The 26828-nt window shown below is 73.0% G+C and carries 22 protein-coding genes; 12 read left to right on the forward strand and 10 right to left on the reverse strand.

Going from position 1 to position 26828, the window contains the following annotated elements:
• The first annotated feature begins 9 nt into the window (after positions 1–9).
• Genes BM093_RS10475 through BM093_RS10490 form a run of 4 tightly spaced genes read left to right on the forward strand, consistent with a single transcriptional unit; the run spans position 10 to position 3093 of the window.
• Positions 10–684: an ABC transporter permease gene (locus BM093_RS10475; RefSeq protein ID WP_093340820.1), complete on the forward strand. Its 675-nt coding sequence runs from the start codon at positions 10–12 to the stop codon at positions 682–684.
• Positions 681–1400, forward strand: a complete 720-nt coding sequence (locus BM093_RS10480) for an ABC transporter permease (RefSeq protein WP_093340822.1) — start codon at positions 681–683, stop codon at positions 1398–1400. The genes BM093_RS10475 and BM093_RS10480 overlap by 4 nt, the downstream gene beginning before the upstream one ends.
• Positions 1397–2302, forward strand: a complete 906-nt coding sequence (locus BM093_RS10485) for an ABC transporter substrate-binding protein (protein ID WP_093340824.1) — start codon at positions 1397–1399, stop codon at positions 2300–2302. Before BM093_RS10480 ends, BM093_RS10485 begins: the two co-directional genes overlap by 4 nt.
• Positions 2299–3093: an MOSC domain-containing protein gene (locus tag BM093_RS10490; protein WP_093340826.1), complete on the forward strand. Its 795-nt coding sequence runs from the start codon at positions 2299–2301 to the stop codon at positions 3091–3093. The genes BM093_RS10485 and BM093_RS10490 overlap by 4 nt, the downstream gene beginning before the upstream one ends.
• An 82-nt stretch (positions 3094–3175) precedes the next feature.
• On the opposite strand, the gene BM093_RS10495 is transcribed toward BM093_RS10490, so the two are convergent.
• Positions 3176–4588, reverse strand: a complete 1413-nt coding sequence (locus tag BM093_RS10495; protein WP_177238384.1) for an Nramp family divalent metal transporter — start codon at positions 4586–4588, stop codon at positions 3176–3178.
• 257 nt (positions 4589–4845) lie between these two features.
• On the opposite strand from BM093_RS10495, the gene BM093_RS10500 reads away from it, so the two are divergent.
• From BM093_RS10500 to BM093_RS10510, 3 genes are all read left to right on the forward strand, one after another.
• Positions 4846–5106 (forward strand): hypothetical protein, encoded by a 261-nt coding sequence (locus BM093_RS10500; RefSeq protein WP_093340830.1) that lies wholly within the window; start codon positions 4846–4848, stop codon positions 5104–5106.
• 67 nt (positions 5107–5173) lie between these two features.
• Positions 5174–7954, forward strand: a complete 2781-nt coding sequence (locus tag BM093_RS10505; protein ID WP_093340832.1) for an FtsK/SpoIIIE domain-containing protein — start codon at positions 5174–5176, stop codon at positions 7952–7954.
• Positions 7951–8313 (forward strand): hypothetical protein, encoded by a 363-nt coding sequence (locus BM093_RS10510; RefSeq protein WP_093340834.1) that lies wholly within the window; start codon positions 7951–7953, stop codon positions 8311–8313. The genes BM093_RS10505 and BM093_RS10510 overlap by 4 nt, the downstream gene beginning before the upstream one ends.
• 35 nt (positions 8314–8348) lie before the next feature.
• Here the strand turns inward: BM093_RS10510 and BM093_RS35865 are convergent, their stop codons facing one another.
• The 5 genes from BM093_RS35865 to BM093_RS10535 all read right to left on the reverse strand — a co-directional run bounded on the left by BM093_RS35865 (position 8349) and on the right by BM093_RS10535 (position 16326).
• Positions 8349–8525: a DUF6104 family protein gene (locus BM093_RS35865; RefSeq protein ID WP_093340837.1), complete on the reverse strand. Its 177-nt coding sequence runs from the start codon at positions 8523–8525 to the stop codon at positions 8349–8351.
• A 79-nt stretch (positions 8526–8604) separates the two neighbouring features.
• Positions 8605–12480 carry a multifunctional oxoglutarate decarboxylase/oxoglutarate dehydrogenase thiamine pyrophosphate-binding subunit/dihydrolipoyllysine-residue succinyltransferase subunit gene (locus BM093_RS10520; RefSeq protein ID WP_093340840.1) on the reverse strand — a complete coding sequence of 1292 codons (3876 nt, stop codon included), beginning with the start codon at positions 12478–12480 and terminating at the stop codon, positions 8605–8607.
• A 145-nt stretch (positions 12481–12625) separates the two neighbouring features.
• A complete protein-coding gene (locus BM093_RS10525; RefSeq protein WP_093340842.1) occupies positions 12626–13405 on the reverse strand; it encodes a hypothetical protein in 780 nt (259 codons plus the stop codon).
• A 195-nt stretch (positions 13406–13600) separates the two neighbouring features.
• Positions 13601–15253, reverse strand: a complete 1653-nt coding sequence (locus BM093_RS10530; RefSeq protein WP_093340845.1) for a flavin-containing monooxygenase — start codon at positions 15251–15253, stop codon at positions 13601–13603.
• A 44-nt stretch (positions 15254–15297) separates the two neighbouring features.
• A complete protein-coding gene (locus BM093_RS10535) occupies positions 15298–16326 on the reverse strand; it encodes an LLM class F420-dependent oxidoreductase (RefSeq protein WP_093340847.1) in 1029 nt (342 codons plus the stop codon).
• A 118-nt stretch (positions 16327–16444) separates the two neighbouring features.
• Here BM093_RS10535 and BM093_RS10540 point away from each other — a divergent pair, with 118 nt between their 5' ends.
• Entirely contained in the window at positions 16445–17416 is a 972-nt protein-coding gene (locus BM093_RS10540) for an acyl-CoA desaturase (RefSeq protein ID WP_177238380.1), read from the forward strand.
• 118 nt (positions 17417–17534) lie between these two features.
• On the opposite strand, the gene BM093_RS10545 is transcribed toward BM093_RS10540, so the two are convergent.
• On the reverse strand, positions 17535–17747 hold the full coding sequence (locus BM093_RS10545; RefSeq protein ID WP_143105329.1) for a hypothetical protein: 213 nt from the start codon (positions 17745–17747) through the stop codon (positions 17535–17537).
• A 579-nt stretch (positions 17748–18326) separates the two neighbouring features.
• Between BM093_RS10545 and BM093_RS10555 the strand changes: the two genes are divergently transcribed.
• Positions 18327–19037, forward strand: a complete 711-nt coding sequence (locus BM093_RS10555) for an alpha/beta fold hydrolase (protein WP_093340855.1) — start codon at positions 18327–18329, stop codon at positions 19035–19037.
• Between the two features lie 309 nt (positions 19038–19346).
• Positions 19347–20327: a universal stress protein gene (locus tag BM093_RS10560; RefSeq protein ID WP_093340857.1), complete on the forward strand. Its 981-nt coding sequence runs from the start codon at positions 19347–19349 to the stop codon at positions 20325–20327.
• Between the two features lie 82 nt (positions 20328–20409).
• On the opposite strand, the gene katG is transcribed toward BM093_RS10560, so the two are convergent.
• From katG to BM093_RS10575, 3 genes are read right to left on the reverse strand one after another with little or no spacing between them, the layout of a single operon-like run.
• Positions 20410–22656, reverse strand: a complete 2247-nt coding sequence (katG, locus tag BM093_RS10565) for a catalase/peroxidase HPI (protein WP_093340859.1) — start codon at positions 22654–22656, stop codon at positions 20410–20412.
• Complete coding sequence (locus BM093_RS10570) at positions 22649–23104, reverse strand: Fur family transcriptional regulator (protein WP_093340861.1); 456 nt, start codon at positions 23102–23104, stop codon at positions 22649–22651. The genes katG and BM093_RS10570 overlap by 8 nt, the downstream gene beginning before the upstream one ends.
• 55 nt (positions 23105–23159) lie before the next feature.
• Complete coding sequence (locus BM093_RS10575; RefSeq protein WP_093340863.1) at positions 23160–24719, reverse strand: long-chain-fatty-acid--CoA ligase; 1560 nt, start codon at positions 24717–24719, stop codon at positions 23160–23162.
• Between the two features lie 284 nt (positions 24720–25003).
• Here BM093_RS10575 and BM093_RS10580 point away from each other — a divergent pair, with 284 nt between their 5' ends.
• Positions 25004–25927, forward strand: coding sequence for an ATP-binding cassette domain-containing protein (locus BM093_RS10580; RefSeq protein ID WP_093340865.1), 924 nt, complete (start codon positions 25004–25006; stop codon positions 25925–25927).
• On the forward strand, positions 25924–26781 hold the full coding sequence (locus BM093_RS10585) for a hypothetical protein (protein WP_093340867.1): 858 nt from the start codon (positions 25924–25926) through the stop codon (positions 26779–26781). Before BM093_RS10580 ends, BM093_RS10585 begins: the two co-directional genes overlap by 4 nt.
• The last annotated feature ends 47 nt before the right edge of the window (positions 26782–26828 follow it).

The following is a 26828-nucleotide window of genomic DNA, read 5'->3' on the forward strand; positions in this document are numbered from 1 at the left end:
GGGCCCGGGATGGACTGGGTCCTGCGCAACTCGGGGCTGGTGCTGGAGCTGACCCGCGAGCACCTGGTGCTCTCGCTGCTGCCGGTGCTGCTCGGCCTGGTGCTGGCGATCCCGCTGGGGTGGCTCGCCAACCGCCGATCCTGGGGCCGGACGCTGACGCTCAACGCGGCCGGGTTCCTCTACACGCTGCCCTCGCTGGCGCTGTTCGTGTTCCTGCCGCCGATCATCGGCACCCGGATCCTCGATCCGCTCAACGTGATCGTCGCGCTCACCGTCTACGTGCTGGCGCTGCTCGTCCGCACGGTCGCCGACGGGCTCTCCGCGGTGCCGGAGCGGATCGTCGACTCCGCGACGGCGATGGGGTTCCGGCCGGTGCGCCGGTTCCTCGCCGTCGAGCTCCCGATCGCGGTCCCGGTGATCGTGGCCGGGCTGCGCGTCGCGGCGGTGAGCTCGATCAGCCTGGTCACCGTCGGTTCCGTGATCGGGTTCGGTGGGCTCGGCAAGATGTTCACCGAGGGCTTCCAGCGGGAGATCCCGCAGCAGACGGTCGCCGGGATCGTGCTCGTGCTGCTGCTGGCGCTCGTCGTCGACGCCCTGCTGGTGCTGGCCGGGCGGTTGCTCACCCCCTGGGAACGGGCGCAGCAGCCGACGGCCGGCCGGGCACGGCCGGGGGCCCGCCGATGAACCACCTCGGCTGGCTCTTCACCGGCGCGAACTGGACGGGCCCGGAGGGCATCCTGGTCCGGCTCGCCGAACACCTCGGCTACACGACCCTGACGATGCTGATCGCGATGGCGATCGCGCTGCCGCTGGGTGCCTGGATCGGGCACACCGGGCGCGGCGGGGTCGTCGTCGTCGGGCTGGCGAACGCGCTGCGCGCGCTCCCGACGCTGGGCCTGCTGGTACTGCTGTTCCTGCTGGTGGGGCTCGGCCTGCTCGGCCCGCTGATCGCCCTGGTGATCATCGCGGTGCCGCCGCTGCTGGCCGGGACCTACTCCGGGGTGCGCAACGTCGACCCCGCGGTGGTGGACGCCGCGCGGGGGATGGGCATGCGCGGGCCCGAGGTGCTGTGGAAGGTGGAGCTGCCCAACGCGCTGCCGCTGATCATCGGCGGGATCCGCAGCGCCACCCTGCAGGTGATCTCGACGGCCACCGTCGCCGCCTACGTCGGCATCGGCGGCCTGGGCCGGTTCATCCTCGACGGTCTCGGCCAGCGCGACTTCGGCGCGATGGTCGGCGGGTCGATCCTGGTGGCCGCCCTCGCCGTCGTCGCCGACCTGCTGCTGGGTGGGGTGCAGCGGCTGCTGGTCTCGCCCGGCCTGCAGCAGACCGCGCCGGCCGGACGGCGGCCGCTGCGGCTGATCCGCGGCGGCGCGGCCCGGGAGGCGGAGGCGGCATGACCAGGCTCGTGGCGATCCTGCTGGTGGCGGTGTTCGCGGTGGCCGGGTGCGGTGGCGACCCGCTGGCCGGGAGCGACACCGACCCGGACGTGGTCGCGATCGGCTCCGGGAACTTCACCGAGTCCCAGCTGCTCGCCGAGGTGTACGCGCTGGCCCTGCGCGACGCGGGCGTCGAGGTCGAGAACCCGGTCGCGATCGGTTCCCGGGAGGCGTACTTCCCGGCACTGCAGGACGGCTCGGTCGACCTGATCCCGGACTACTCCGGCGCGCTGCTGACCTACCTCGACCAGGAGGCCGCCGCCGTCGAACCCGACGACGTGTACCGGGACCTGCAGGCCGCGCTGCCGCCCGGGCTGGTGCTCGGCGAGCGCTCCGAGGCGGAGAACTCCGACGCCGTCGTGGTGACCCGGGAGACGGCGCAGCGGTGGAATCTGGTCTCGATCGCGGACCTGGCGCGGTACTGTCCCGAGGTGACCTTCGGCGGTGGCTCGGAGTTCCGGACCCGGCCGGACGGCATCCCCGGGCTGGCGCGGAACTACGGCTGCGCGTTCGGCGAGTACCGCACCCTCGACTCCGGCGGCCCGCTCACCGTGGCCGCGTTGCGCGGCGGCGACGTCCAGGCGGCGAACCTGTTCACCACCGACCCGGCGCTGCCGCAGAACGACTTCGTCCCGCTCGCCGACCCGAAGGAGAACTTCGCGGCGCAGAACGTCGTGCCGGTCATGGCGGAGCGGAAGGCCTCACCGCAGGTCCGCGCGGTGCTGGACCGGATCTCGGCGGAGCTGACGACCGACGAGCTGCTCGCGATGAACGCCGAGGCCGCCGGCCCGGACAAGCCCGCGCTGCGCACCGTGGCCGCGGACTGGCTGAGCAGCAAGCAGATCATCGGAGGTGGCACGTGAAGGTGGCATCCCTGCACCGGTACCCGGTCAAGTCGATGCTGGGGGAGGACCTCGCCTCGCTCGACCTGGACACCCACGGCGTGATCGGCGACCGGGTCTACGCCCTGGTCGACGCCGAGCACGGCCGGGTCGCGACCGCGAAGCAGCCCCGGCACTGGCGGGCGCTGCTGCGCTGTCGCTCGGCCGGGTCCGGGCCCCAGGTGCAGGTGGTGCTGCCGGACGGGCGCACCCTGGCCGCCGGGTCGGCCGACGGTCCGCTGTCCGAGCTGCTGGGCCGGAAGGTCACCGTCAGCACCCGGCGGGCCGACGGCGCGGTCGTCGAACGGCCGGACCCGGAGCAGGTGCTGGCCCAGGGGCTCGACGCCGATCTCGAGGCGCCGCTGCTGGAGATCGCCCAGGGCACGCCCGGCGGGCGGTTCGTCGACCACTCGCCGGTGCACCTGATCACCACGGCGACGCTCGACGAGGTCGGTGTCGAGGCGCTGCGCTACCGGCCCAACGTCGTCGTCGTGACCCCGCCGGGGACACCGGCGTTCGTCGAGAACGACTGGCTGGGCCGGCCGCTGACGATCGGTGCCGTCACCCTGGTTCCGACCCTGCCGACGCCGCGGTGTTCGGTGCCGACGCTCGAGCACGGCGACCTGCCCCGGGCCCCGCAGGCGCTGCGGCGCCCGGCGGAGCGCAACCGGGTCGAGGTCGAGGGCTTCGGGGTGCTGCCGTGCGCCGGGCTCTACGCACGGGTCGAGACCCCCGGCCCGATCCACCGGGGGGACCCGGTCGAGATCGGCTGACGCCCGGCTCGATCACAACAGCCCGATCAGAGCAGCCCGATCAGAGCAGCCCGATCAGAGCAGCCCGATCAGAACAGCCCGGTCAGAACAGTCGGGACTGCACATCGGTGACGAGCAGGATCGTGAACAGCACCGACGCGATCACCAGCACGCCGTTGGACAGCCACCCGCTGCGTCCCTCCTTCGGGAGCAGTTTCGTGTTCAGCAGCAACAGCAGCGTGATCGCCAGGAACGGCATGAAGAACGACCCGAGCACGCCGTAGGCCAGGGTCAGCGCGAACGGCCGGTCCAGGAACAGCAGACCCATCGGCGGGAAGGTCAGCCACAGCAGATAGCCGCGGAACGCCCACGAGCGCTCGGCGGCCGCCGCCTCGTAGGCATCCGCCCGGCCGGGCCCCGCGCCGCGCCCGCCGTCCGGTGCCCCGGTGTCCGGCGTCCCGGTGTCCGGTGCCTCGCCCTCCGAGGCAGCGACCGCCGGTGCCTCGCCGGCGACGACCGAGTCCTGCGGGCCGATCACGGTCGCCCTGCCGTGCGGCAGCCGGATCGCGCGGACCCAGTCGGTGAACAGCAGCGAGACCCCGTTCCACACGCCGATCAGCGAGGTCGCCGAAGCGGCCAGGAAACCGACCAGGAACAGGATCCGGATGCCCTCGCCGTGGATCTCGCCGAGCCGGTCGCCGAGCACCAGCAGGCCCTCGTCGTCGTCGGTGATCTCCATGCCGAGCAGCACCGTCCCGCCGATGACCAGCATCGCGACGACGAACAGGCCGGTCAGGACATAGCCGACGGCGTTGTCGAGGCGCATCATCGACAGCCACCGCGGGCCCTTCCAGCCCTTGGCGTAGAGCCAGTAGCCGTAGCTGGACATCGTGATCGTGCCGCCCACACCGCCGATCAGCCCGAGCACGTAGACGGTGGATCCGCTCGGCAGTCGCGGCACCAGCCCGGCGGCCAGCGCGCCCAGGTCCGGCCCGACGAGGACCGCGATCCCGATGACGGACACGAACATCACCGCGACCAGGACGGTCATGACCTTCTCGAACAGGGCGTAGCGCTGCAGCCACACCAGCACGAGCCCGGCGATGCCGGCGAGGATGCCCCACCACCGCACCGACAGGCCGCCGAACAGCGCGTTCATCGGCAACCCGACCGCGGACATCGCGGTGGCGCCGTAGACGAAGCCCCAGATGACGATGTAGACGCCGAAGAAGACCGTCGCCCAGCGCCCGAGCCGCCGCCAGCCGTCGAGCATGGTGGCGCCGGAGGCGAGGTGCCAGCGGCCGACGGCCTCGCCGAGCGCGAGCTTGACCAGCGTGCCGGCGATCGCCGCCCACAGCAGCACCGTGCCGAAGCTCGCCCCGGCGACCATCGTGGCGACCAGGTCACCGGCGCCGACACCGGTCGCGGCCGCGACCAGCCCGGGACCGATCGAGCGGATCTTCCGCGCCCCGGTCGGCGGTTCGAGGAACTCGGTCTGCGGGCCCGGGGATGCCATCGTCACGCTCCGATCACCACGTCCATCGGGGCGGTCGCCGGTTCCGGTGCCGCCCGTTCGCCGGGCACGCTAACGCCTCCCTGCGCACGGTGGCGCGGAAATCACCCGGGCCGCTCGTGGCGTCCAGGGTCACGTTCGGCGCGCGTTGCGCCGCGTGACCGCGCGGCTCACCATGGTGACGACACCGGCCGATAGGTTCTCCCACGACGGCGACCGGAAGTGTCCGGCCGCCCGCACGAGCACGCACGGAGGGTGGCATGGCGAACATCGACGAGATCCGGGCCGGGATCGGGCGGGCCAACCAGCAGGCCACCGAGAGCCTCGGCGCGTTGCGGCACGCGCGGCAGGCCATCGAGGAGGCGGCCTCGGCGTTCTCCCAGAACATCTACGGCACCGCGCAGAACGACGCCGACGACGCCCGCGCCCGGTTCGCCGCCGCCTCGGAGAAGATCGACGAGGTCGAGCAGGCCCTGCACGTCGCGATGCAGTCCGCCGACGACGTCGCGTCCCGGCTGTGACACCGGCGTCGCCGGCCCGCCCCCCGGTACCGCCGATCCCGCCACCGCCGACCCCCTCCCCAGCGTGATGGCCCGTCGCCGCGACCGGATCCGAGCCGCGTTCGAACGCTTCCACTTCGCGGCCTCCGCCGCGCTCGGCTCGGCCGAGGCCCGCCGGGACCGGGCCGCCCGCGCGCACGCCGAGGTGATGGCCGAGCTGTGGCTGCGGGAGACCGGGCACGACGCCGCCCAGCAGGACCCCGGCCTCGCCCGGGTGCTGGCCAACCCGCGGTTCGCCGAGGTCGTGGCCCGGGTCGCGGAGGACCGCGCGCACGCCTTCGACCGCTGGCAGGGCGACTCGCCGCAGGTGCTCTCGGAGATCGTGGCGGGTGCGACGCCCGGCGCCGCCGGCGACGACCCGGCGGAGTGGAAGGCCGTCGCGGGGGAGGCCGAGGCGGTCGGCGCGGTGCCGGAGATGTGGGTGCTGGGCACCGGCTCGGTCGAGGGCGGCACGCCGTTCCGGGTGGCGGTCCCGCTGCTCGACGGCGCGCACCTGCAGATCGTCTCGACGCCGCGGACCCGCGAGCGGGCCGAGGCCATGGTCGAGCAGCTCGTGCTGCGGATGCTGCGCCACTTCCGGCCCGGTGTGGTGAACGTGCACGTGTGGGACGTCGGCCAGCTCGCCGGCGCGCTGCCGGGGCTCTACCCGCTGACCCGCACCGGCCTGCTCACCGTGCACGACCCGACCCGCCTGGAGAGCCTGCTGGCCCAGCTCGCCGACCGGATCCGCCGGGTGCAGACCCGGGTGCTCGCCGCGGGCAGCTCGTCGCTGCGGGAGATGGCCGAGCAGAGCGGCAAGCGCCCCGAGTCGTGGATGGTGGCGGTGCTGGTCGGCAACGGCAGCGAGCTGCCCGAGGCCGAGCTGCGCCAGCTGCAGCGGGTCGCCCGCGGTGGGATCGCGGCCGGTGTGGTGCTGGTGCTGCTGGACGTGCCGGTGGCGCTGCGCCGCCCGGTCGAGTCGGTCACCTTCGGCGATCCGCCCGGTGTGGACCCGGAGGTGGACGCGGCGCCGGTGCCGGTGCGCAGCTCGCTGACCGGGCCGCACGTGCTCGTCGAGCCGGACCCGCCGGTCCCGCCGGACGAGGTGACGGCGATCTGCACCGCGATCGCGACGGCGCACGAGCAGTGGCGCGGCCGGCTCGGCGCGTTCGCCGACCTGCTCCCGCCGGTGGAGGACCGCGGGCGGGACCGCTCGCACCAGGGCCTGGTCACCGAGATCGGGTTCAGCGACGGCATGCCGACCGAGCTGTGCCTCGACGACCACTCGCCGCACGCGCTGGTCGGCGGCCCCAGCGGCTCCGGCAAGACGAACCTGCTGCTGGCCTGGATCTCCGGGCTGGCCGCGCGCTACGGCCCGGACGAGGTCGAGCTGTACCTGCTCGACTTCAAGGAGGGCGTCTCCTTCACCCAGTTCGCGCCCGATCCCGACGGGCGCCGCCCGGACCGGCTGCCGCAGGCCCGGCTGATCGGGGTCAACATCAACACCGACCGCGAGTTCGGGCTGGCCCTGCTGCGGCACCTGTCCGACGTGATGCGCGTGCGGGCCGAGTCGGCCCGCCGGCACGGCGCGACCAAGCTGGCCGAGCTGCGCACGGAGCTGGCCGACCGGGGGATCACCGGCGAGGAGGCCCGGCTGCCCCGCATCGTCGCGGTGATCGACGAGTTCCAGTTCCTGTTCACCGGCCGCGACGCGGTCAGCGCCGAGGCCACCGCGCTGCTCGAGGACGTCGCCCGGCGCGGCCGCTCGCAGGGCGTGCACCTGGTCCTGGCCAGCCAGGACATCTCCGGGATCGACGCACTGTGGGGCCGCTCGGCGATCTTCGAACAGTTCGTGCTGCGGATCGCGCTGCCCCGGGCCCGGCGGATCCTCGCCCAGGACAACGAGGCGGCGCTGGAGCTGCCGCGCTGGCACGCGATCGTCAACCACGACTCCGGCGTGGAGCACGGCAACCAGGTGGTGAAGGTGCCCGAGGCCGGTGCCGCACTGGTGCGCGAGGTGCAGCGCACGGCCTTCGACACCCACCCGGACGAGCCCGAGCCGGTCGTGTTCGACGGCGCCCGGGCCCCCGACCACGACACGCTGGCCGCCCGGCTCCCGGCCGGGCTCGCGCCACGGGCACTGGTCGGGCAGTTCGTCGACGTCCACGGCAGCCCGGCGGTGGCCGAGCTGGCCGACGCCCCGGGCCGCAACCTCGGGGTGCTCGGGCCGGACGCGCGCGTCGCCGTCCCGCTGCTGTGCTCGGCGGTGGAGTCCTACGTCGCCGGCCTGCCCGACGAGGGCACCCGCGTCCTGCTGGTCCCGCTGGCGCCCGACGCCGCCCCGGCCGTCGACGAGCTGGCCGGTCGGCTGCACGGCGAGGTCGAGAAGGTGTTCGCCGACGGGTTCGCCGCCCGGGTCACGGAGCTGGCGGCCGTGGTCCGGGACCGGTCCGGCGGCACCGGCACCGGCGGGCATCCGCCGCTGGTGGTGGTGCTGTTCGGTGCCGACGGGGCCGAGCCGATGCTGGACCGCACCGGCACCGAGGACCTGCGTGCGGTGCTGCGGCACGGGCCGGGTGCCGGCGTGCACGTGCTGGGCTGGTGGCAGGGCCCGCAGCGGCTGAAGACCCTGCTCGCCCCGCCCGGCGCCGCGATCGAGGACCTCGGGGCGTGGGTGGCGACCGGCGTGCAGGGCACCGACCTGGCGCCGCTGCTCGGCGGGCAGCCGCTGGACTGGACCCCGACGCCGGGGCGCGGGCTGTTCCTGGACCGGGCCCGCCACTCGCGGCCCCAGCTGGTGATCCTGACCGATCGGGGTGGTGGCCGGTGAGCGCGGTCGAGCGGTACCGCGAGGTGGTGGCCGAGCTGGCCGGCGCCGTCGTCGAGCTGCGGGAGCGGGACGCCGACCGTGCCGCCGAGCTGCGCCGCGAGCTGCACGTCGCCGAGCAGGAGCTGCGGGCCGCCTCGGACACACTGACGCTCGCCCGCGGCATGGCGGAGCTGCGCTGGGAGGCCGCGCTACAGGTGATGTGGTCGGCGGAGGAACCGGGCAAGCCGCGCCCGCGGCCCGACCTGCGGGCCGACCCGGCCCGGCACGGGCAGCTGGAGCGCGAGGCCGACGAGGCCCTGGAGGCGCTGCGCGCGTCCGGGGACCGGCGGCTGTTCCGGCTACGCCGCCACGACGGCTGAGCCCGGGGCACCGGTCGCCGGGGCCGGGCCGCCGGTCACTCGTCGTCGGCGTCGTCGCGGGCGAGGAAGCTGGACAGCCGCTCGACGGCCGTCTCGAACTGCGGGTTCAGGTCGACGAAGGCCCGCAGCCGGTCCGCGAGCCACTCGACGCTGACCTGCTCGTCGCCGCGCCGGTCGACGAGCTCCTCGATTCCGCGGTCGGTGAAGTACACGCCGCACAGGGTAGCCGGGCCCCGGGACGACGACGGCCGGGCACGGAGGATCCGTGCCCGGCCGTCGCGACGTCGTGCGTCAGGACCGCGCGAACGCCTTCTCGATCAGCTCGGCCTGCTCGACCTCGTGCACCTTCGACGACCCGGCGGCCGGGGCGGCCATCCGCCGCCGCGACACCCGGGTGAACCGCCCCTGCAGCTGCGGGAGCTTCTGCGGGAGCTCGAGGCCGTAGTACGGCCACGAACCCTGGTTCGCCGGCTCCTCCTGGACCCAGCGGACGTCGTCGGCCTCGGGGTAGCGCTCCAGGGTCTCGGCGATCTCGTCGACCGGCATCGGGTACAGCCGCTCGACCCGCACGACGGCGGTCTCGTCGACCGAGTCGTCACCGTTCTTGCGGCGCTTGTCGCGTGCCGCCGCGAGCTCCCAGTAGATCTTGCCGGAGCAGAACAGCACCCGCTTCACGCCCCGGACCGGGCCGTTCGTCCCGCTGTGCTCCGGGTCGTCGATGACCGGCTGGAACCGGCCGTCGGTGAAGTCGGACAGCGAGCTGACGACCTGCTTGGCGCGCAGCATCCACTTCGGCGTGAAGACCACCAGCGGCCGGCGGACCCCGTCGAGGGTGTGCTGGCGCAGCAGGTGGAAGTAGTTCGCCGGGGTGGAGGGCAGCGAGACCGTCATCGACCCCTCGGCGCACAGCTGCAGGAACCGCTCGATGCGCCCGGAGCTGTGGTCGGGGCCCTGGCCCTCGAGGCCGTGCGGCAGCAGCAGCGCGACGTCGGAGAGCTGACCCCACTTCGCCTCACCGGACGAGATGAACTCGTCGATGATCGACTGGGCGCCGTTGACGAAGTCGCCGAACTGGCCCTCCCACATGACGAGCGACTCGGGGTTGGCGACCGAGTAGCCGTACTCGAAGCCGACCGCCGCGAACTCCGAGAGCGCCGAGTCGTAGGGCAGGAACCGGCCCTGGCCCTCGGCCAGGTTGCGCAGCGGGAAGTACTCCGCGCCGGTGTTCCGGTCGATCAGCACCGAGTGCCGCTGCACGAACGTGCCGCGCCGCGAGTCCTGCCCGGACAACCGGATCAGGCGGCCGTCGAGGGCCAGCGAGCCCATGGCGAGCAGCTCGGCGAAGGCCCAGTCGACGTCGCCCTCGCGGGACATCTTGTACCGCTTCCGCAGCACCGGCTCCACGCGCTTGTGGACGGCGAACCCGTCCGGGAGCGTCTCGTGGACGTCGCCGATCCGGTGGACGACCTCCAGCGGGATCGAGGTGTTGAGGTCGCTCGGGACCTTCTGCACGTCCTCGATCGACGGCGAGATCACCGGCGGGGTCTTCTCGAGCTCACGCACCTCGTTGAAGACGTGCTCGAGCTGGTTGGAGAAGTCCTTGAGCGCCTGCTCGGCCTCCTCCATCGTGATGTCGCCCCGGCCGATCAGCGACTCGGTGTAGATCTTCCGGACGCTGCGCTTGGCGTCGATGATGTCGTACATCGACGGCTGGGTCATCGACGGGTCGTCGCCCTCGTTGTGGCCCCGGCGCCGGTAGCAGATCATGTCGATCACGACGTCGTTGTTCCAGCGCTCGCGGTACTCGACCGCCAGCTTGGCCACCCAGACGCAGGCCTCCGGGTCGTCGCCGTTCACGTGGAAGACCGGCGCGCCGATCATCTTCGCGACGTCCGTGCAGTACTGCGAGGACCGCGCGTACTCCGGCGCCGTGGTGAAGCCGACCTGGTTGTTGACGACGACGTGCACGGTGCCGCCGGTGCGGTAGCCGCGCAGCAGCGCCAGGTTCAGCGTCTCGGCCACCACGCCCTGGCCGGCGAACGCGGCGTCGCCGTGCAGCAGGACGGGCAGGACGGTGAACGCGCCGTCGCCCTTGTCGAGGATGTCCTGCTTGGCCCGGACTATTCCCTCGAGCACCGGGTCGACGGCCTCGAGGTGCGACGGGTTCGCCGTCAGCGACACCCTGGTCTCGCCGTCGCCGAACATCCGGAAGTACTTGCCCTCGGCACCGAGGTGGTACTTCACGTCACCGGAGCCGTGCGCCTGGCCCGGGTCGAGGTTGCCCTCGAACTCCCGGAAGATCTGGCTGATCGGCTTGCCGACGATGTTGGCCAGCACGTTGAGCCGGCCGCGGTGCGGCATGCCGACGACGACCTCGTCGAGCTCGCGCTCGGCCGCCTTGTCCAGGACCGCGTCGAGCAGCGGGATGACGGTCTCGCCGCCCTCCAGCGAGAAGCGCTTCTGCCCGACGTACTTGGTCTGCAGGAACGTCTCGAACGCCTCCGCGGCGTTCAGCCGGGACAGGATGTACTTCTGCTCGCTCTGGTCCGGCTTGTGGTGCGGTATCTCGATCCGCTCCTCGAGCCACTTGCGCTGCTCGGGGTCGGCGATGTGCATGTACTCGGTGCCGATGGTCCGGCAGTACGACGCGCGCAGCAGCCCGAGCACGTCGCGCAGCTTCATGTGGCTCTGGCCGCCGAAGCCGCCGACCGCGAAGTCGCGGTCGAGGTCCCACAGGGTCAGCCCGTGGCTCAGCACGTCGAGGTCGGGGTGGCGGCGCTGGCGGTAGTTCAGCGGGTCGGTGTCGGCCATGAGGTGGCCGCGGGTCCGGTAGGACTCGATGAGCTCGAGCACGCGGGCGGTCTTGTCGACCTCGCCCTCCGGGAAGTCCTGCACCCAGCGGATCGGCTCGTAGGGCACCCGCAGCGAGGCGAAGACGTCGTCGTAGAAGCCGTCCTCGCCGAGCAGCAGGCTGTGCACACGGCGCAGGAAGTCGCCGGACTCGGCGCCCTGGATGATCCGGTGGTCGTAGGTGGACGTCAGCGTGATGATCTTGCTGATGCCCAGCTCGGCCAGCCGCTCCTCGGAGGCGCCCTGGAACGCCGCCGGGTACTCCATCGCGCCGACGCCGATGATCGCGCCCTGACCGACGGTGAGCCGCGGCACCGAGTGGTTGGTGCCCAGCGTGCCCGGGTTGGTCAGGCTGATCGTGGTGCCGGAGAAGTCCTCGGCGGTGAGCTTGCCGTCGCGGGCCTTGCGGACCATGCCCTCGTAGGCGGCCCAGAACTGCGCGAACGACATGTTCTCGCAGCCCTTGATCGACACGACGATGAGCGAGCGGCTGCCGTCCTTGCCCGGCATGTCCATCGCCAGGCCGAGGTTGACGTGCTCCGGGGTGACCGCGGAGCCCTTGCCGTCCACCTCGGCGAAGTGCCGGTTCATGTTGGGGAAGTCGGCCAGCGCCTTGACCAGCGCGTAGCCGATCAGGTGCGTGAACGACAGCTTCCCGCCGCGGGTGCGCTTGAGGTGGTTGTTGATGACGATGCGGTTGTCGGCCAGCAGCTTGGCCGGTACCGCGCGGACGCTGGTCGCCGTCGGCAGCTCCAGCGAGGCGGTCATGTTCTTGGCGATCGCGTTGGCGGCGCCACGCAGCGGGGTGGAGGTCGCGCCACCCCCGTCCTGCGCCGGCTTGGCGGCCTTCGACCCGGTGCCCGCGGCGGGCTTCGCGGCGCCGTTCGACGACGGCGCCGGGGCGCTCGCGGTGCGGAGCTTCTCCTCGGCCGGCGGGGCCTCGGCCTTCGGCTTCACCGGCGGCGGGACGTCCTGCGCCGAGCCGGAGGCCCGGCCGGTCGTGGTGCCGCCGCTGGCCACGGCCTTCTGGGAGGGCGCGGACGAGGCGTCGACCTTCTCGTCCTCGGTGGCGGGCCCGCGGGTGACCCCGCCGGTGCTCCGTGCGGGGACGGACCCGTTCTCCGGCGTGTCGGCGGTCTCCACGCTCGCGGTCTCGGCGGAGCGCGGTTCACCGCCCTTGCCGTAGTCGGCGAAGAACTCGTGCCAGGCCGGGTCCACGGCCGACGGGTCCTCCTGGAAGCGCTGGTACATCTCCTCGACGAGCCACTCGTTGGGACCGAAGCCGCTCGCCTGGTGGGAGGTACTGCTCGATGACACTCTGCGTCAACCGCCTTGTTAGCTGCTCGATGTGGTCGCGACCGGCTACCAGGTTAGTCCCCTTCGCGCGAGAGGTGTCAGTGCGCCGGGTCCCACTTCGTGACGTTTTCGTGATCGTCTCCCCAGGAGCGGGGTACGACACGATTCAGAAACCGGGCGGTGACCCCAGCACGTCCACGACCGAGGTCTGGACGGTGGTCTCGGCCACGACGGTGCCGACCGGCGGGCCGACCCGGGCCGGGCGGCGGACGGTGTCGCGCTCGCCGGCGTACTGGCCGTCGACCGGGGAGATCAGCAACTCGCTGCGGACCGGGCCGTCGTCGTGCACCAGGGTCGGGTGGAGCTCGCCGTCGAGGTTCCTGGTCTCGCCGAGCTCGACCGCGGGGAGCTCGCGGAGCGCGGTGTAGAGCACCGACCGGACATCGGCGGGCACCCGGCAGGTGCGCAGCGCGTCCACCGCGCTCTGGAACGGGCCGGTGTAGCCGCGGCCGGGCGGGCTGTCCTCGACCAGCCGGTGCAGCATCGCGTCCGGCTCGGCCGGCAGCGTGGCCAGGAACGCCTCGGTGGGGTTCGACCACGAACCGGGCTTCGCGGCGGGCCGATGGCCCTGCAGCTCGGCGTAGAAGTCGCCGTGCGGTGCGCGGAACCGGCCGGTCGGCCACTGGTCGGCGAGCTCGAAGCCCTCCTCGACGGCCCGGGCCCCGTCGCCGCACAGCCAGCGCAGCCGGCCGGTCAGCTCGCGGTCGAGCAGCCAGTCCTCGCCCGGGTCGACCGGGGTCCACTGCTGCAGCAGGTGCTCGGAGAAGTGCACGCAGAGCTCGTCGCCGGCGAACAAGGTGCCCATCCACCAGGCGTGGGTGGCCGTGTGCCGGTACTGCCCCGGGGAGACCGGCTCGTCGGAGGTCCGGATGGCCAGCTCCAGCACGTCCCTGTTCCTCCTCGTCAGACCTGTCAGACCGTCATGACCGTCCGCCGACCGCTCTCCCGACCGGGCGGGGCCGCCCGCGACCGGTGGGCCGTGGACGACATCACACATTCTGTACATCCCGGATACGACCCGTGACGCGGCCCCCCGCCACTGAGCCGAACGGCCCAGTGATCAGGTGGCCGGGCGGGGCGCTCAGGCCGCCGCGCGCGGTGCGCCCAGCCGGAACCCGCGGTAACCGCTCCGCGCGACGTCCGTGCAGGTGGCGGCGTACCGGGCAAAGCCACCGGCGTAGGGCATGAACACGCTCGGCTTGCCCGGCACGTTCGCACCGAGGTACCAGGACGTCGCCGCGCGTGGCAGCAGCGTGGCGTCCGCCGCCTGCCGGTTGTGCTCGGCCCACTCGCGCTCCGCGGCGGGGTCGGCCTCGATCCGGTCGGTCCCGGTGTCGCGCAGGTGCTCCAGGCACCCGGCGATCCAGTCGACGTGCTGCTCGATCGAGCTCGGCATGTTCGTCAGCACCGAGGGACTGAACGGGCCGGTGATCGTGAACAGGTTCGGGAAGCCGGAGATCGCCAGGCCGAGGTAGGTCCGCGGGCCCTCCCGCCACGCCTCGCCCAGCGTCGTGCCGTCCGGCCCGGCCGGGTCCAGGCGCAGCAGCGGCCCGGTCAGTGCGTCGAACCCGGTGGCGAACACCAGGTCGTCGAGCGGGTGGACGGTGCCCGAGCGCAGCCGCAGGCCCTCCGGGACGACGGCCTCGATCGGGTCCGAGCGGACGTCGACCAGCGTGACGTCGTCGCGGTTGTAGGTCTCGAAGTAGTGGGTGTCGATCGGCGGGCGCTTGGTGGCGAACCCGTGGTCACGGGGCAGCAACCGCTCGGCGGTGGCCGGGTCGCGCACGATCTCCCGGATGCGGTCGCGGATGAACTCCGAGGCGGTCTCGTTCGCCGCCTCGTCGGCGAGCAGGTCGCGGTAGGCCGCGCGGAACCGCAGGCCGCCGCGCTCCCAGGCCGCGCGGTAGGCGGCGTCGCGTTCGGACGCGCCGACCTCCAGCGCGGACTGCTGGTTGATCACGAACGGGTGCCCGTTCGTCGACTGCGCCTGGACCTCGCGGATCTGCGGGTAGTCGGCCTTGTACCGGCGCGACTCGGCGTCGGACAGCGGGCCGTTGCGGGCCGGGATCGAGTAGTTCGCGGTGCGCTGGAACACCGTCGTGTGCGCCGCGGTCTCGGCGAGCACCGGGATGGCCTGGATGCCGGTCGACCCGGTGCCGACGACGCCGACCCGCCGGCCCGCCACGTCGACGCCCTCGTGCGGCCACTGTCCGGTGTGGAACCAGCGGCCGGCGAAGGACTCCAGCCCGGGCAGGTCCGGGACGTTCGCCGCGGACAGGCAGCCGACCGCGGTGATCAGGAACCGGCAGCGCACGGTCCGCTCGCCGGCCTCGGCCCCGGTGGTCGTGACCGTCCAGCCGCGCCCGTCCGCGTCCGCGCGGGCCCCGGTCACCGTCGTGGAGAACCGGATGTCGCGGCGCAGGTCGAACCGGTCCGCGACGTGGTCGAGGTAGGCCTTGATCTCCGGCTGGCGCGGGTAGCGCTCGGTCCAGGTCCACTCCTGCTCGAGCTCGCGGTCGAAGGAGTAGCAGTAGTAGTAGCTCTCCGAGTCGCACCGGGCACCCGGGTAGCGGTTCCAGTACCAGGTCCCCCCGACCCCCGCGGCCTGCTCCAGCACGACCGCGGACATCCCGAGCCCGCGCAGGCGGTGCAGCATGTAGAGCCCGGCGAACCCGGCCCCGACCACGACCGCATCGAACGCGAACTCCCGGTTACCGACCTCACCGTCGACCATGAGATCCAGAGCACCACGTCCGCGTGGGGCTCGGCAAGCACCCGTCAGGAGATCCAGGTCTTCAGCTTCTCGAAGGTCCCGTTGACGTCCGAGGTCATCGGGTTCACGTGCAGGTGGGTGATCCCGTTCTCCCGCAGCGCCGCGATCCGCTCGCGGACGTGCCCCTCCGGACCGATCAGCGAGACCTTGTCGATGAACTCGTCGGGGAGGGCGGCCATGGCCTCCTCCTTCTTCCCGTCCAGGTAGAGGTCCTGCACGGTCTTCGCGGCGTCCGCATAGCCCTGCTTGGCGAAGACGGTGTTGTAGAAGTTCTTCCCCCGCGCGCCCATGCCGCCGATGTAGAGCGCGTACAGGCCCCGGGCGGCCTGGCGGGCGGGCTCGAACATCTCCTCCTCGAGCGCGCAGATGCCGCCGCCGGTGATCTGCAGCGGGCCGAGCTCCGGGTCCCGCCTGGCGAACCCGGCGTCCAGGGCGGGGCCGAAGACGTCGCGGATCTTCTCCGGCAGCACGACGTGCGGGAGCCAGCCGTTCGCCAGCTCCGCGGTCATCTCGAGGTTCTTCTCCCCGAGTGCGGCCACCCAGACCGGGATGTCGGACCGCTGCGGGTGATTGATGATCTTCAGCGGCTTCCCGAGGCCGGTGCCGCCGGGGAACGGGATCGGGTAGAGCCCGTCGTTGGTCAGCTTCTCGTCCCGCTTCCACACCTTCCGGCAGATCTCGATGATCTCCCGGGTGCGGCCCACCGGCTTGTCGTACGGCACGCCGTGGAAGCCCTCGATCACCTGCGGCCCGGACGCACCGAGCCCGAGGCTGAACCGCCCGCCGGACAGGGCGTCCAGCCCGGCCGCCGTCATGGCCGTCAGCGTCGGCGTGCGGGAGTAGATCGGCAGGATCGCCGAGCCGATCTCGAGCCGCTCCGTCCGGGCGGCGAGGTAGCCGAGCAGGGAGACGGCGTCGAAGCTATAGGCCTCGGCAGCCCAGGCGACGTCGAGGCCGGCCCGCTCCATGTCGGTGACCGCGTCCGCGTTGCGGATCGGATCGTCGCCGTAGGGAAGGATCGTCGAGAGCTTCACAACGGGTTCGTAGTCGCAAGTTACTCACGGGTCAAGTCCGACGGGCCGCCGAACCCGAAACGGGATAGGGGGGTTAGCCGCACTGCCGGGCGGGCCCCCGCGCAGGTCTCATGGGGGCATGACGCTCGAGGCCGCACCGCCCCGCTCCCCGTCCGAGAAGCGGGCACCAGCCCCGATCACCGATGGACAGCGACCCCCGGGCGCGATGTTCCTGGTGGGCGTGTTCGTCATCCTCCCGACGCTCGCGCTGTTCGCGGCGATCCCGCTCGCCTGGGGCTGGGGCCTCGGCTGGGTCGACGTGGCGCTGTTCGCGGTCTTCTACATGATCAGCGGGCTCGGTGTGACCGTCGGCTTCCACCGCTACTTCACCCACGGCTCGTTCAAGGCGAAGCGTCCGCTGCGGATTGCGCTGGCGATCGCCGGCAGCCTGTCGCTGCAGGGCGGCGTCCTCGACTGGGTCGGTGACCACCGCCGGCACCACGCCTTCTCCGACAAGGAGGGCGACCCGCACTCGCCGTGGCTCTACGGCACCGGCGTGAAGGCACTGGTCAAGGGCTTCTGGCACTCGCACATGGGCTGGCTGTTCGACCGCGACCTGACGAACATGCGCCGGTTCGCGCCGGACCTGGTCGCCGACAAGGACATGGACCGCCTGCAGAAGGCGTTCCCGCTGATCGTGGTGGCCAGCCTGCTCGGCCCGGCGCTGATCGGCGGTCTGGTCACGATGTCCTGGTGGGGCGCGTTCACCGCCTTCTTCTGGGCGGGCCTGGTCCGGGTCGCGGTGCTGCACCACGTCACCTGGTCGATCAACTCGATCTGCCACATCTGGGGCGAGCGGCCCTTCGCCTCCCGGGACAAGTCCGCCAACGTCTGGTGGCTGGCCGTGCTGTCCTTCGGCGAGTCCTGGCACAACCTGCACCACGCCGACCCGACCTGCGCCCGGCACGGCGTGAAGAAGGGTCAGATCGACATCTCGGCCGTGACCATCCGCGCCTTCGAGAAGCTGGGCTGGGCGACCAACGTCCGCTGGCCCACCACGCGCCGGCTGGAGAAGCTGGCCGCGAAGAAGCAGGCCGCTGCCGCCGCCTGACCTCCCGCGTCATACCCACCGAGGCCCCGCACCGTCTCCGGACGGTGCGGGGCCTCGGTGTGTGCGGCGGGCCCGCCGTGCCGGTGCAGACCGCCGCGTCAGCGCAGGACGGAGCACGTCAGCGCAGTACGGGGAACACCGTCGGAGTGGCGCGGCCGGTGGCGGCCTCGACCAGGGCGACCGGGTCGGCGAGCTCGGCGAGCAGGTGTGCGGTCTCGCGCAGCGCGGGCGCGGGGACCTGCGGCGGGCGGCCCAGGGCGTCGAGGACGTCGAGCAGGTGCACCGTCGACTCCAGCAGCACGATCCGGACCGCCTCGCCCCACGTCGTCACCCCGTCCGTGGCGGGCCACGGGACGGGGTCGCCGGGGTCGTGCTCCCGGACCACTCCGACGGCCCGGGGGGGCGTCGTCGGTGAAGGTGCGTCGCAGCCCGTCCGGGCCGGCGTCGGCGGCGGAGCGGACCGCGGCGCCGGCGACCTCGGCGGCCGCGCCGTGCGCGACACCCCCGGGTGCGTTGAAGCCCCGGAGGATCTCCACGGCCGTCAACGGGACTCCCGGGTCCGCGGGCGGCGGCGGGGCGTTGCACACGGCGAACGGGAACAGGCCGACGTGGGCGTACAGCGCGGCGACGTCCCACCCCACCCCGCGCAGCGCGACGGCCGGCTCCAGTCGCCGGTCGTGAGGGTCTCCGCGGTCCGGGCCCAGGTCGTCCAGACCGCGTCGAGGGCGGCGGTCCGGTCGTCGTGGCAGTCGGCGTGATGGCAGCCGGCGTGATGGCGGACGTCGTGCACGGCGGTTCCTCCCGGCGGTCGCTCGGCCGCCGGGCACGGTAGGCCGTGTGGGGTCCGCGCCGAAACCGGATTCGCCATCGAGGGCGGAAACTGTCCTCGAGGGGGGGCAATGTCCCGGTCATGACGACATACGTGCTGGTCCCGGGGTTCTGGCTCGACGGGTCGGCGTGGGACGCGGTGGCAGCGGACCTGCGCTCGCGCGGACACGCGGTGACGGCGGTCGAGCTCGGCCACGCCCCCGGCGACACCGCCGAGTCCCACGTCGACGACGTCCTGGCCGCGCTCGTCCCGGCCGGGGAGCCGGTGGTGCTCGTCGGGCACAGCGGCGGCGGGCCGGTCTGCGCCGCGGCCGCCGAGCGTGCCCGGGACCGGGTCGCGCACCTGGTGTTCGTCGACACCGGGCCGCTGCCCGACGGCACCGCCCAGATCGACTTCAACCCGCCCGAGGTACAGGAACGGATCCGCGGCGCCATCGAGGAGCACGGGACCGGCCAGCCGATGCCGTCGCGGGAGGAGCTCACCGCGATCGGCAGCAGCACGGACGGCATCCCGGACGCGGTGTTCGATGACGTCCGCGCGCGGTCCCTGGTCGAGCCGGCCGGAGCGGTGCTGACCGGGGTGCGGCGCGGGGAGCCCGACCCGACGCTGCCGAAGACGGTCGTGGCGTGCAGCTTCGCGCCCGACCAGGTGCGGCCGCTGATCGACGAGGGGGTACCGGGGTTCGCGGAGATGGGCGGGCCGGAGTGGTCGTTCGTGGCGCTGCCGACCGGGCACTGGCCGATGTTCTCGGAGCCGGAGAAGCTCGCGGCGGTGCTCGGTGCACTGAGCTGATCTCCGGTGCTGACCTGATCCCTGGTGCGCTGACCCGGGCACGGCCGCGGTCCGGCTGCGGCGCGCACGACCGGCTGCCTGCATGTCTGTCCGCCTGTCGCGGCAATTTATATCGTGTTACGATACAAATTGCCCGGTTCGCGTGTGCCGTCCGGAACTGGGCGACCGGCTGATTCCGGAACGAGTGCCGGAGGGCGACATGACCAGCACCGTCGTTGCACCGCAGGCCCCGATCGCCGTCCTGCCGGGGCTCCGCTCCTCCGCGTCCCTCGTGAGAGCACCCGGTCCGGCCACCGCGGTGGTGTCCTGATGGCCGGCGGACGCGGCCGGGCCCCGGTCGTGGTGGCGGTCGACGGCACCGGCAACGCACGGGACGCGGTGGAGTGGGCGAGCTCGGAGGCGGCCGCCCGCGGGTGCCCGCTCCGGATCGTGCACGCCTACCGGCCGCCGCTGCCGGTCGACTTCTGCGGCACGGTGCCGTCCCCGGAGAGCGTGTTCACGCTGCGTGCCGAGGTCGAGGAGCTGCTGGCCGCGGAGGTGGCCCGGGCGCGCTCGGTCGCCTCCGAGATCGAGGTCCGCGCCGTACCGCTGCAGGGGCCGCCGGTGCGTGCGCTGCTCGACGTGGCGGCCGGGGCGGACCTGCTGGTCGTGGGTCGTCGGACCCGGACCGGGCTGCGCGAGCGGCTGACCCGGTCGGTCTCCCGTCAGGTCACCGCGTACGCGGCCTGCCCGGTCGTCGTCGTCCGGCCGCGTCCCGACGAGGACCCGTGCGGCTGGTCGCCACCGCGCGTCGTGGTCGGGGTGGACGACTCCGGCACCGGACGGGCGGCGATGGGTTTCGCACTCCGCGCGGCCCGGCAGCGGGGCGTCCCGCTGGTCGCCGTGCGCGCCTGGACGCCCGACCGGCCGGCGGATCTCGAGGCCGCGAGTGCGCCGGTGGCGCAGACCGAGCTGGTCGCGCACCGGGCCCTCGAGCGGGTGCTGTGCCGGCAGCGGGACGAGTTCCCCGACGTACCCGTCCACGCCCTGGTGGTGGCCCGGGCGGATCCGGCGCGGGCGCTGGTCACCCACTCCGAGGGGGCCGCGATGGTCGTGGTCGGTTCCCGCGACCGCGGGCAGCCGTGGGCGGCTGCGCCCGGCTCGGTGGGCCGGAGCGTGCTGCGGCTCGCCCGCTGCCCGCTCGCCGTCGTCGGGGCGGTACCTGCGGGGACCACCGGGGGCGGGCCGGGGCGGCCGAGCCGGCCCGCGCGCGAGCCCCGGGACCGGCGGGACGGGTGGCACCCGGCGTGAACGACCGGACGCGGGGCCGCACACAGCACGACGCCCGGACCGGCGGACCGGTCCGGGCGTCGTGCGCTCGTCGGAGGAGGGATCAGACGTCGTAGCGGTCCGCCATCATGACCTTGTCCCACGCCGCGACGAAGTCGCGGACGAACTTCTCACCCGCGTCGTCGCTGGCGTAGACCTCGGCCACCGCGCGCAGCTCGGAGTTCGAGCCGAACACGAGGTCGGCACGGGTCCCGGTCCACACCGTCGCCCCGGAGCCGTCGACGGCCTCGAAGACGTTGTCGTCACCGGCGACCGACTTCCACTCCAGGCCTGCCGAGAGCAGGGTGGTGAAGAAGTCGTTGGTCAGGGTGCCCGGCCGGTCGGTGAGCACGCCGGCGGTGGAACCGCCGGTGTTCGCGCCCAGCACCCGCAGGCCGCCGACCAGCACGGTCAGCTCCGGCGCGGTCAGGCCGAGCAGGTTCGCCCGGTCCACGAGCTGGTACTCGGCGGGCAGGGAGCTCTCCTTGCCCAGCACGTTGCGGAACCCGTCGGTCGACGGCTCCAGGTAGGAGAACGACTCGACGTCGGTCTGCTCCTGGGTGGCGTCGGTGCGGCCCGGGACGAACGGCACGGTGATGTCGTGCCCGCCGTCCTTGGCGGCCTTCTCGACGCCCGCGGCGCCGGCGAGCACCACCAGGTCGGCGAAGGAGATCTTCTTGCCGCCGGACAGCGAGCCGTTGATCTCGGACTGGAGGGACTCCAGCTTCGAGATCACAGTGTTCAGCTGCGCCGGGTCGTTGACCTCCCAGCTGCGCTGCGGCTCCAGGCGGACGCGGCCGCCGTTGGCGCCACCGCGCTTGTCGGAGGAGCGGAACGTCGAGGCCGCGGCCCACGCGGTCGACACCAGCTCGGAGACCGACAGGCCGGACCCGAGCACCGTGGCCTTGATCGACGCGACGTCGTCGGCCGAGACGAGCTCGTGGTCGACGGCCGGGACCGGGTCCTGCCAGAGCTCTTCCTGGGCCGGCACCCAGGCGCCGATGTAGCGCTCCCGCGGGCCCATGTCACGGTGGGTCAGCTTGTACCAGGCGCGCCGGTAGGCGGCCTCGAACTCGGCCGGGTCGTCCAGCCAGCGCCGGGTGATCTCGCCGTAGATCGGGTCGACCCGCAGGGCCACGTCGGTGACCAGCATCCGCGGCTTGCGGTTCGGGTAGCCCTCCTCGGGGTCCGGGATGGTCGCCTCGGCGTCCTTGGCGACGAACTGCCACGCCCCGGCCGGCGACTGCTCGAGCTCCCACTCGTACTTGTAGAGGTGCTCGAGGTAGTCGTGGCTCCACCGGTTCGGGGTGCGGGTCCAGGTGACCTCGAGGCCCGAGGTGATGGCGTCGCGACCCTTGCCGGTGCCGAAGCTCTGCTTCCAGCCCAGTCCCTGCTCGGTGATGTCCGCGGCCTCGGGCTCGGGCCCGACGTTGCCGTTCTCGTCGGGGTTGGCGGCACCGTGGGTCTTGCCGAGGGTGTGACCGCCCGCGATGAGCGCGGCGGTCTCCTCGTCGTTCATCGCCATCCGGCCGAAGGTCTCGCGGATGTCGCGGGCCGCGGCGATCGGGTCGGCGCTGGCGTTCGGGCCCTCCGGGTTGACGTAGATCAGACCCATGTGCGACGCGCCGAGCGGCTTCTCCAGCTCACGGTTCGCGAAGTCGGTGCTCCCGCCGTAGCGCGCGTCGTTGCCCAGCCACTCGGTCTCGGCGCCCCAGTAGACGTCCTCGTCGGGCTCCCACACGTCGGCGCGGCCGCCGGCGAAGGGGGCCATCTCGAAGCCGGAGACCGTGTGGGCGCGGTTGCCCGCGAAGACCAGCAGGTCGGCCCAGGAGACCTTGCGGCCCCACTTCTGCTTGACCGGCCACAGCAGCCGGCGGGCCTTGTCCAGGTTGCCGTTGTCCGGCCAGCTGTTCAGCGGGGCGAAGCGCTGCATGCCGGCCCCGGCGCCGCCACGGCCGTCGAAGGTGCGGTAGGTACCGGCCGAGTGCCAGGCCATCCGGATGAAGAAGCCGGCGTAGCTGCCGTGGTCGGCGGGCCACCAGTCCTGCGAGGTGGTGATGACCGCGTCGACGTCGCGGGCCAGCTCGTCGAGGTCGACGGTCGCGAACTCCGCGGCGTAGTCGAACTCGCCGTGGAACGGGTCGGACGCGGGCTGGTTCTTGCGCAGGATCTTCAGGTTGAGCTGGTTCGGCCACCAGTCGGTGTTGCCGCCACCCTCGGTGGGGTGCGACATCCGGCCGTGGACGACCGGGCAGCCGCCTGCCTCCTCGCGGTTCAGTTCACTCTCGACGGTGACGTGCTCGTCAGACACGGGCACTCCTTCCGGGATCGGTGGTGGTGGAGGTCGAGCAGCCGGGGCACCGTCCCCAATAGACGACCTCGGCCTCGTCGATGACGAAGCCGCTGTCGTCGGAGGCGGTGAGACACGGTGCGGAGCCGACGGCGCAGTCGACGTCCGCGATGGCCCCGCAGGACCGGCAGACGACGTGGTGGTGGTTGTCGCCGATCCGCGCCTCGTACCGTGCGGCGGAACCCGTCGGCTGGATGCGGCGCACCAGGCCGGAGTGGGTGAGGACCCGCAGCACGTCGTAGACGGCCTGGTGGGAGACCTCTCCGAGGTCCGCCCGCACGGCACGGATGAGGAACTCCGTGTCCGCGTGCGGATGGTTGTGCACGGCCCGCAGCACGGCCAGGCGGGGGCGCGTCACGCGGAGGGACGCTCCGCGCAACCTGCCCTCGTGATCCGTAGCGATCGACACCCGCGCAAGACTGTCGTCGTTTCTGGAACGGGTCAAGATTCGGCGTGTCTCAGTTTCAGACGGTGCGCCGTTCGCGCCCCTCCCAGTGCGGCGCCCGCAGCTCCTTCTTGAGGATCTTGCCGGTCGGGTTGCGCGGCAGCTCCTCCAGCACGTCGACCGTGCGGGGGCACTTGAACCCCGCCAGGTGCTCGCGGGCACGGGCGAGCAGCGCCTCCGGGTCGATCGTCGCCCCCGGCGCCGCGACCACGCACGCCTTCGGGACCTCGCCCCAGCGCTCGTCGGGGACCCCGATGACGGCCACGTCGGCCACCGATGGGTGCTCGGCCAGGACCCGCTCGATCTCGGCGGGGTACACGTTCTCCCCACCGGAGACGATCATGTCCTTGATCCGGTCGGTGACGTAGACGTAGCCGTCGGCGTCGATGTGCCCGCCGTCGCCGGAGCGCAGCCAGCCGTCCGGCGTGACCGCCGCCGCCGTCGCCTCCGGCTTCTGCCAGTACCCGCTCATCAGCTGGTCGGTGCGCACCCAGATCTCGCCGGGCTCGTCCACCCCGAGCTCCTCGCCGGTGGCGGGGTCGCGGACCTCGATGGTCACGCCGGTGATCGGCTTCCCGGCCGAGACGAGCCGGTGCGCCACGGCCGGATCGGCGTGGTCCTCCGGGCCGAGCGAGGTGACCACGCCGCACGCCTCGGTCATCCCGTACACCTGGTGCAGGCGCGGTCCGAACAGCTCCAGCGACGCCCGCAGCACCGGCAGCGGCATCGGCGACGCGCCGTAGGAGATCGCGCGCAACGACGAGTAGTCCTTCTCCGCAGCCCCCGGGACCTGGGTCATCGCGCCCATCAGGGCCGGCACCCAGAACGTGTGCGTGATGCCCTCGGCGCCGATCATGTCCAGCAGCGCGGCCGGATCGGGCATCCGCGCCATCACGATGCGCGCCCCCTGGCCGAGTGCGAGGAAGGCGTAGCTGGTGCCGCCGACGTGGAACAGCGGCATCGCCACCTGTACGACGTCGGTCGGGGCCAGCTCGAAGTCGGTGGCGACGTGCGCGGCGTGCGCCAGCATCGCGCCGTGGGTGAGCATCGCGCCCTTCGGGAAGCCGGTCGTCCCCGAGGTGTAGAGCTGCACGAAGCAGTCGTCCCGCGCGGCGGGGTGGGGGCTCTCGTCCGGCTGGTGGGCGGAGAGGAAGGCCTCGTACTCGTCCTGCTCACCGCCGACCGGCAGGATCCGCTCGACGGTGTCCAGCTTCTCCCGCAGCTGCGCGGCGGCACCGGCGAACTCGGGCCCGACCAGCAGCAGCCGCGCCCGGGCGTCGTTGATCACGTAGAGGATCTCCGGTGGGGCCAGCCGGAAGTTGACCACCGCGTTCGCCGCGCCGATCCACGCGCAGGCCAGCGACAGTTCCAGGCAGGACGGATGGTTCAGATCCAGCACCGCGACCCGGTCGCCGGGGCCGATGCCCTCCGCACGCAGTGCCGTGGCGAGCCTGCGCACCCGTTCGTCCAGTTCGGACCAGGTGCGGCGGACGTCGCCGAAGCGCAGGGCCTCGTCGTCGGGTCGTTCGGTGGCGTGCCGGCGCAGCAGGGACGACACGGTGGCGTTCGGATCGATCACGGGGGCGCTCCCGGGGTTCGGCGCTCGATCGGTGTGATGCACGCCATCCTGTCCGTTTCGTCGTGTCGGCGCCAGGGGCCTCCGGCCGCCTGTGGACAACTCCGTTCCCGCCGGGCCTGCGCTCGCCGACGGCGTCCGTACCTGCACGTGGCGACCCTGGATCGGGCACGGCACCGGCACTGGGTGAGGATGACCCGGCACGCGTCCCGGGACCGCCCGGGACGGAGGCGGAACGGCGCCCCCCGGCGCGCGGGGCGCTCGCACAGCACGGCGGGAGGCCTGGAGTGCAGGAGACGGCACCGCCCGGTCCCGGGCGGATCACCGTCGAGGGCCTGGGCAAGAAGTTCGGTCCGGTGGAGGCGGTACGGGACCTGTCGTTCACCGTCGAGCCCGGTTCGGTGACCGGGTTCCTCGGCCCGAACGGGTCCGGCAAGACGACGACGCTGCGGATGATCCTCGGCCTGGTGGGGCCGACGACCGGGCGGGCGCTGATCGACGGCGTGCCGTTCGCGGAGCTGGAGTCACCGGGGAAGGTGGTCGGCGCGGTCCTCGAGGTGCAGGGCGTGCACCCGCGGCGCACCGCCCGGGCGCACCTGCGCGCGGGTGCCGCAGCGGTCGGCGTCCCGGACTCGCGGGTCGACGAGGTGCTCGGGCTGGTCGGGCTCGCGGCGGCCGCCGACCGGCCGGCCGGCGGGTTCTCGCTCGGGATGAACCAGCGGCTCGCGCTGGCCGCCGCGCTGCTCGGCGACCCGCAGATCCTCGTCCTCGACGAGCCCGGCAACGGCCTGGACCCGGACGGCATCGCCTGGCTGCGCTCGTTCGTCAACGCCTTCGCCGCGTCCGGGCGCAGCGTGCTGGTGTCCTCGCACCAGCTCGCCGAGATGGAGCTGACCGCCCAGCGCCTGGTCGTCATCGACCGCGGCCGCTGCCGGTTCGACGGGGCGGTCTCGGAGCTGCGCGAGGGCCAGGGCGGCCGGGTGCTGGTCCGGCCCGCGGACCCGGCCCGCCTGGCCGAGGTGCTGGCCGCGGAGGGGATCACCGAGGTCGACCGGATCTCCGACGGCCGGCTGGCAGTCGGCGGCGCCGACGCGGTGCGGGTCGGCGACCTGGCGCTCGGCGCCGGCGTCGCCGTGTACGGGATGACCGAGGAGCGGGTCGGTCTGGAGCAGATGTTCCTGCGGCTGCTCGCGGGGGAGGAGGTGGCATGAAGCTCGGTGCGCCGCACCGCTGGACGGCGGTGCTGACCGCGGAGGTCCGGCGGACGCTCTCGGTACGGCTGTGGTGGCTGCTGCTGATCCCGGTCGTGCTGCTGGCGCTGGCCATGAGCCTGTTCGGCAGCCTGATCACGCTGCTCGTGCCCTCGGCGACCGACACCTCGGCGATCCTGATGCTCACCGGGCTCGCCTCGGCGCTGAGCATGGCGGCGATCGTCGGTGCGGCCTACGGGGCGCTGCTCGCGGCCGGGGAGTACCGGCACCGCACGATCACGCTCGCGTTCCTGACCGGGACCCGCACCCAGGTGCTGGGGGCCAAGGTGGCCGTCGCCGCCGTCGTCGCCGGGCTGTACGGCCTGGTGGTCGCCGTGCTGGGACCGCTGCTGGGTGGCGCGGTACTCGGTGGCCAGCAGCTGCCGAGCTGGGGCCAGCTCGCCGGTCTGGGTGCGATCGGGATCCTGGTCTGCGCGTTGTGGGGGGTGCTCGGCGTCGCCGTCGGGACCGTGGTGCCGAACCAGGCCGGTGCGGTCACGCTGACCGTGGGCTACCTGCTGATCGGGGAGAACCTGATCGCCGGGGCGCTGCGGGCGGGGGACACGTCGTTCGGCGAACCGTCGGTGTTCGCCCGGCTCACCTCGTTCCTGCCCGGCAACGCCGGTGATCTCGCCCTCTACGAGGCCCCGGTCGCCGCGGCCGGTGCGGGCGCCGAGACCCGCACGGTGCTGGAGTTCCTCGCCGGGGTGAGCGCACCGCCGCCGGGGTGGGTCGCGCTGCTGGTCCTCGTCGGGTGGACGGTCGCCGGGGTGGCCCTCGCGGTGGTCGTCGGGGGCCGGCGCGACATCACCTGACCCGCATCACCTGGATCCGTGGATGTCGGTGGGCGGGCATAGCCTGA

Source organism: Pseudonocardia ammonioxydans (assembly GCF_900115005.1).
Lineage (GTDB): Bacteria > Actinomycetota > Actinomycetes > Mycobacteriales > Pseudonocardiaceae > Pseudonocardia > Pseudonocardia ammonioxydans.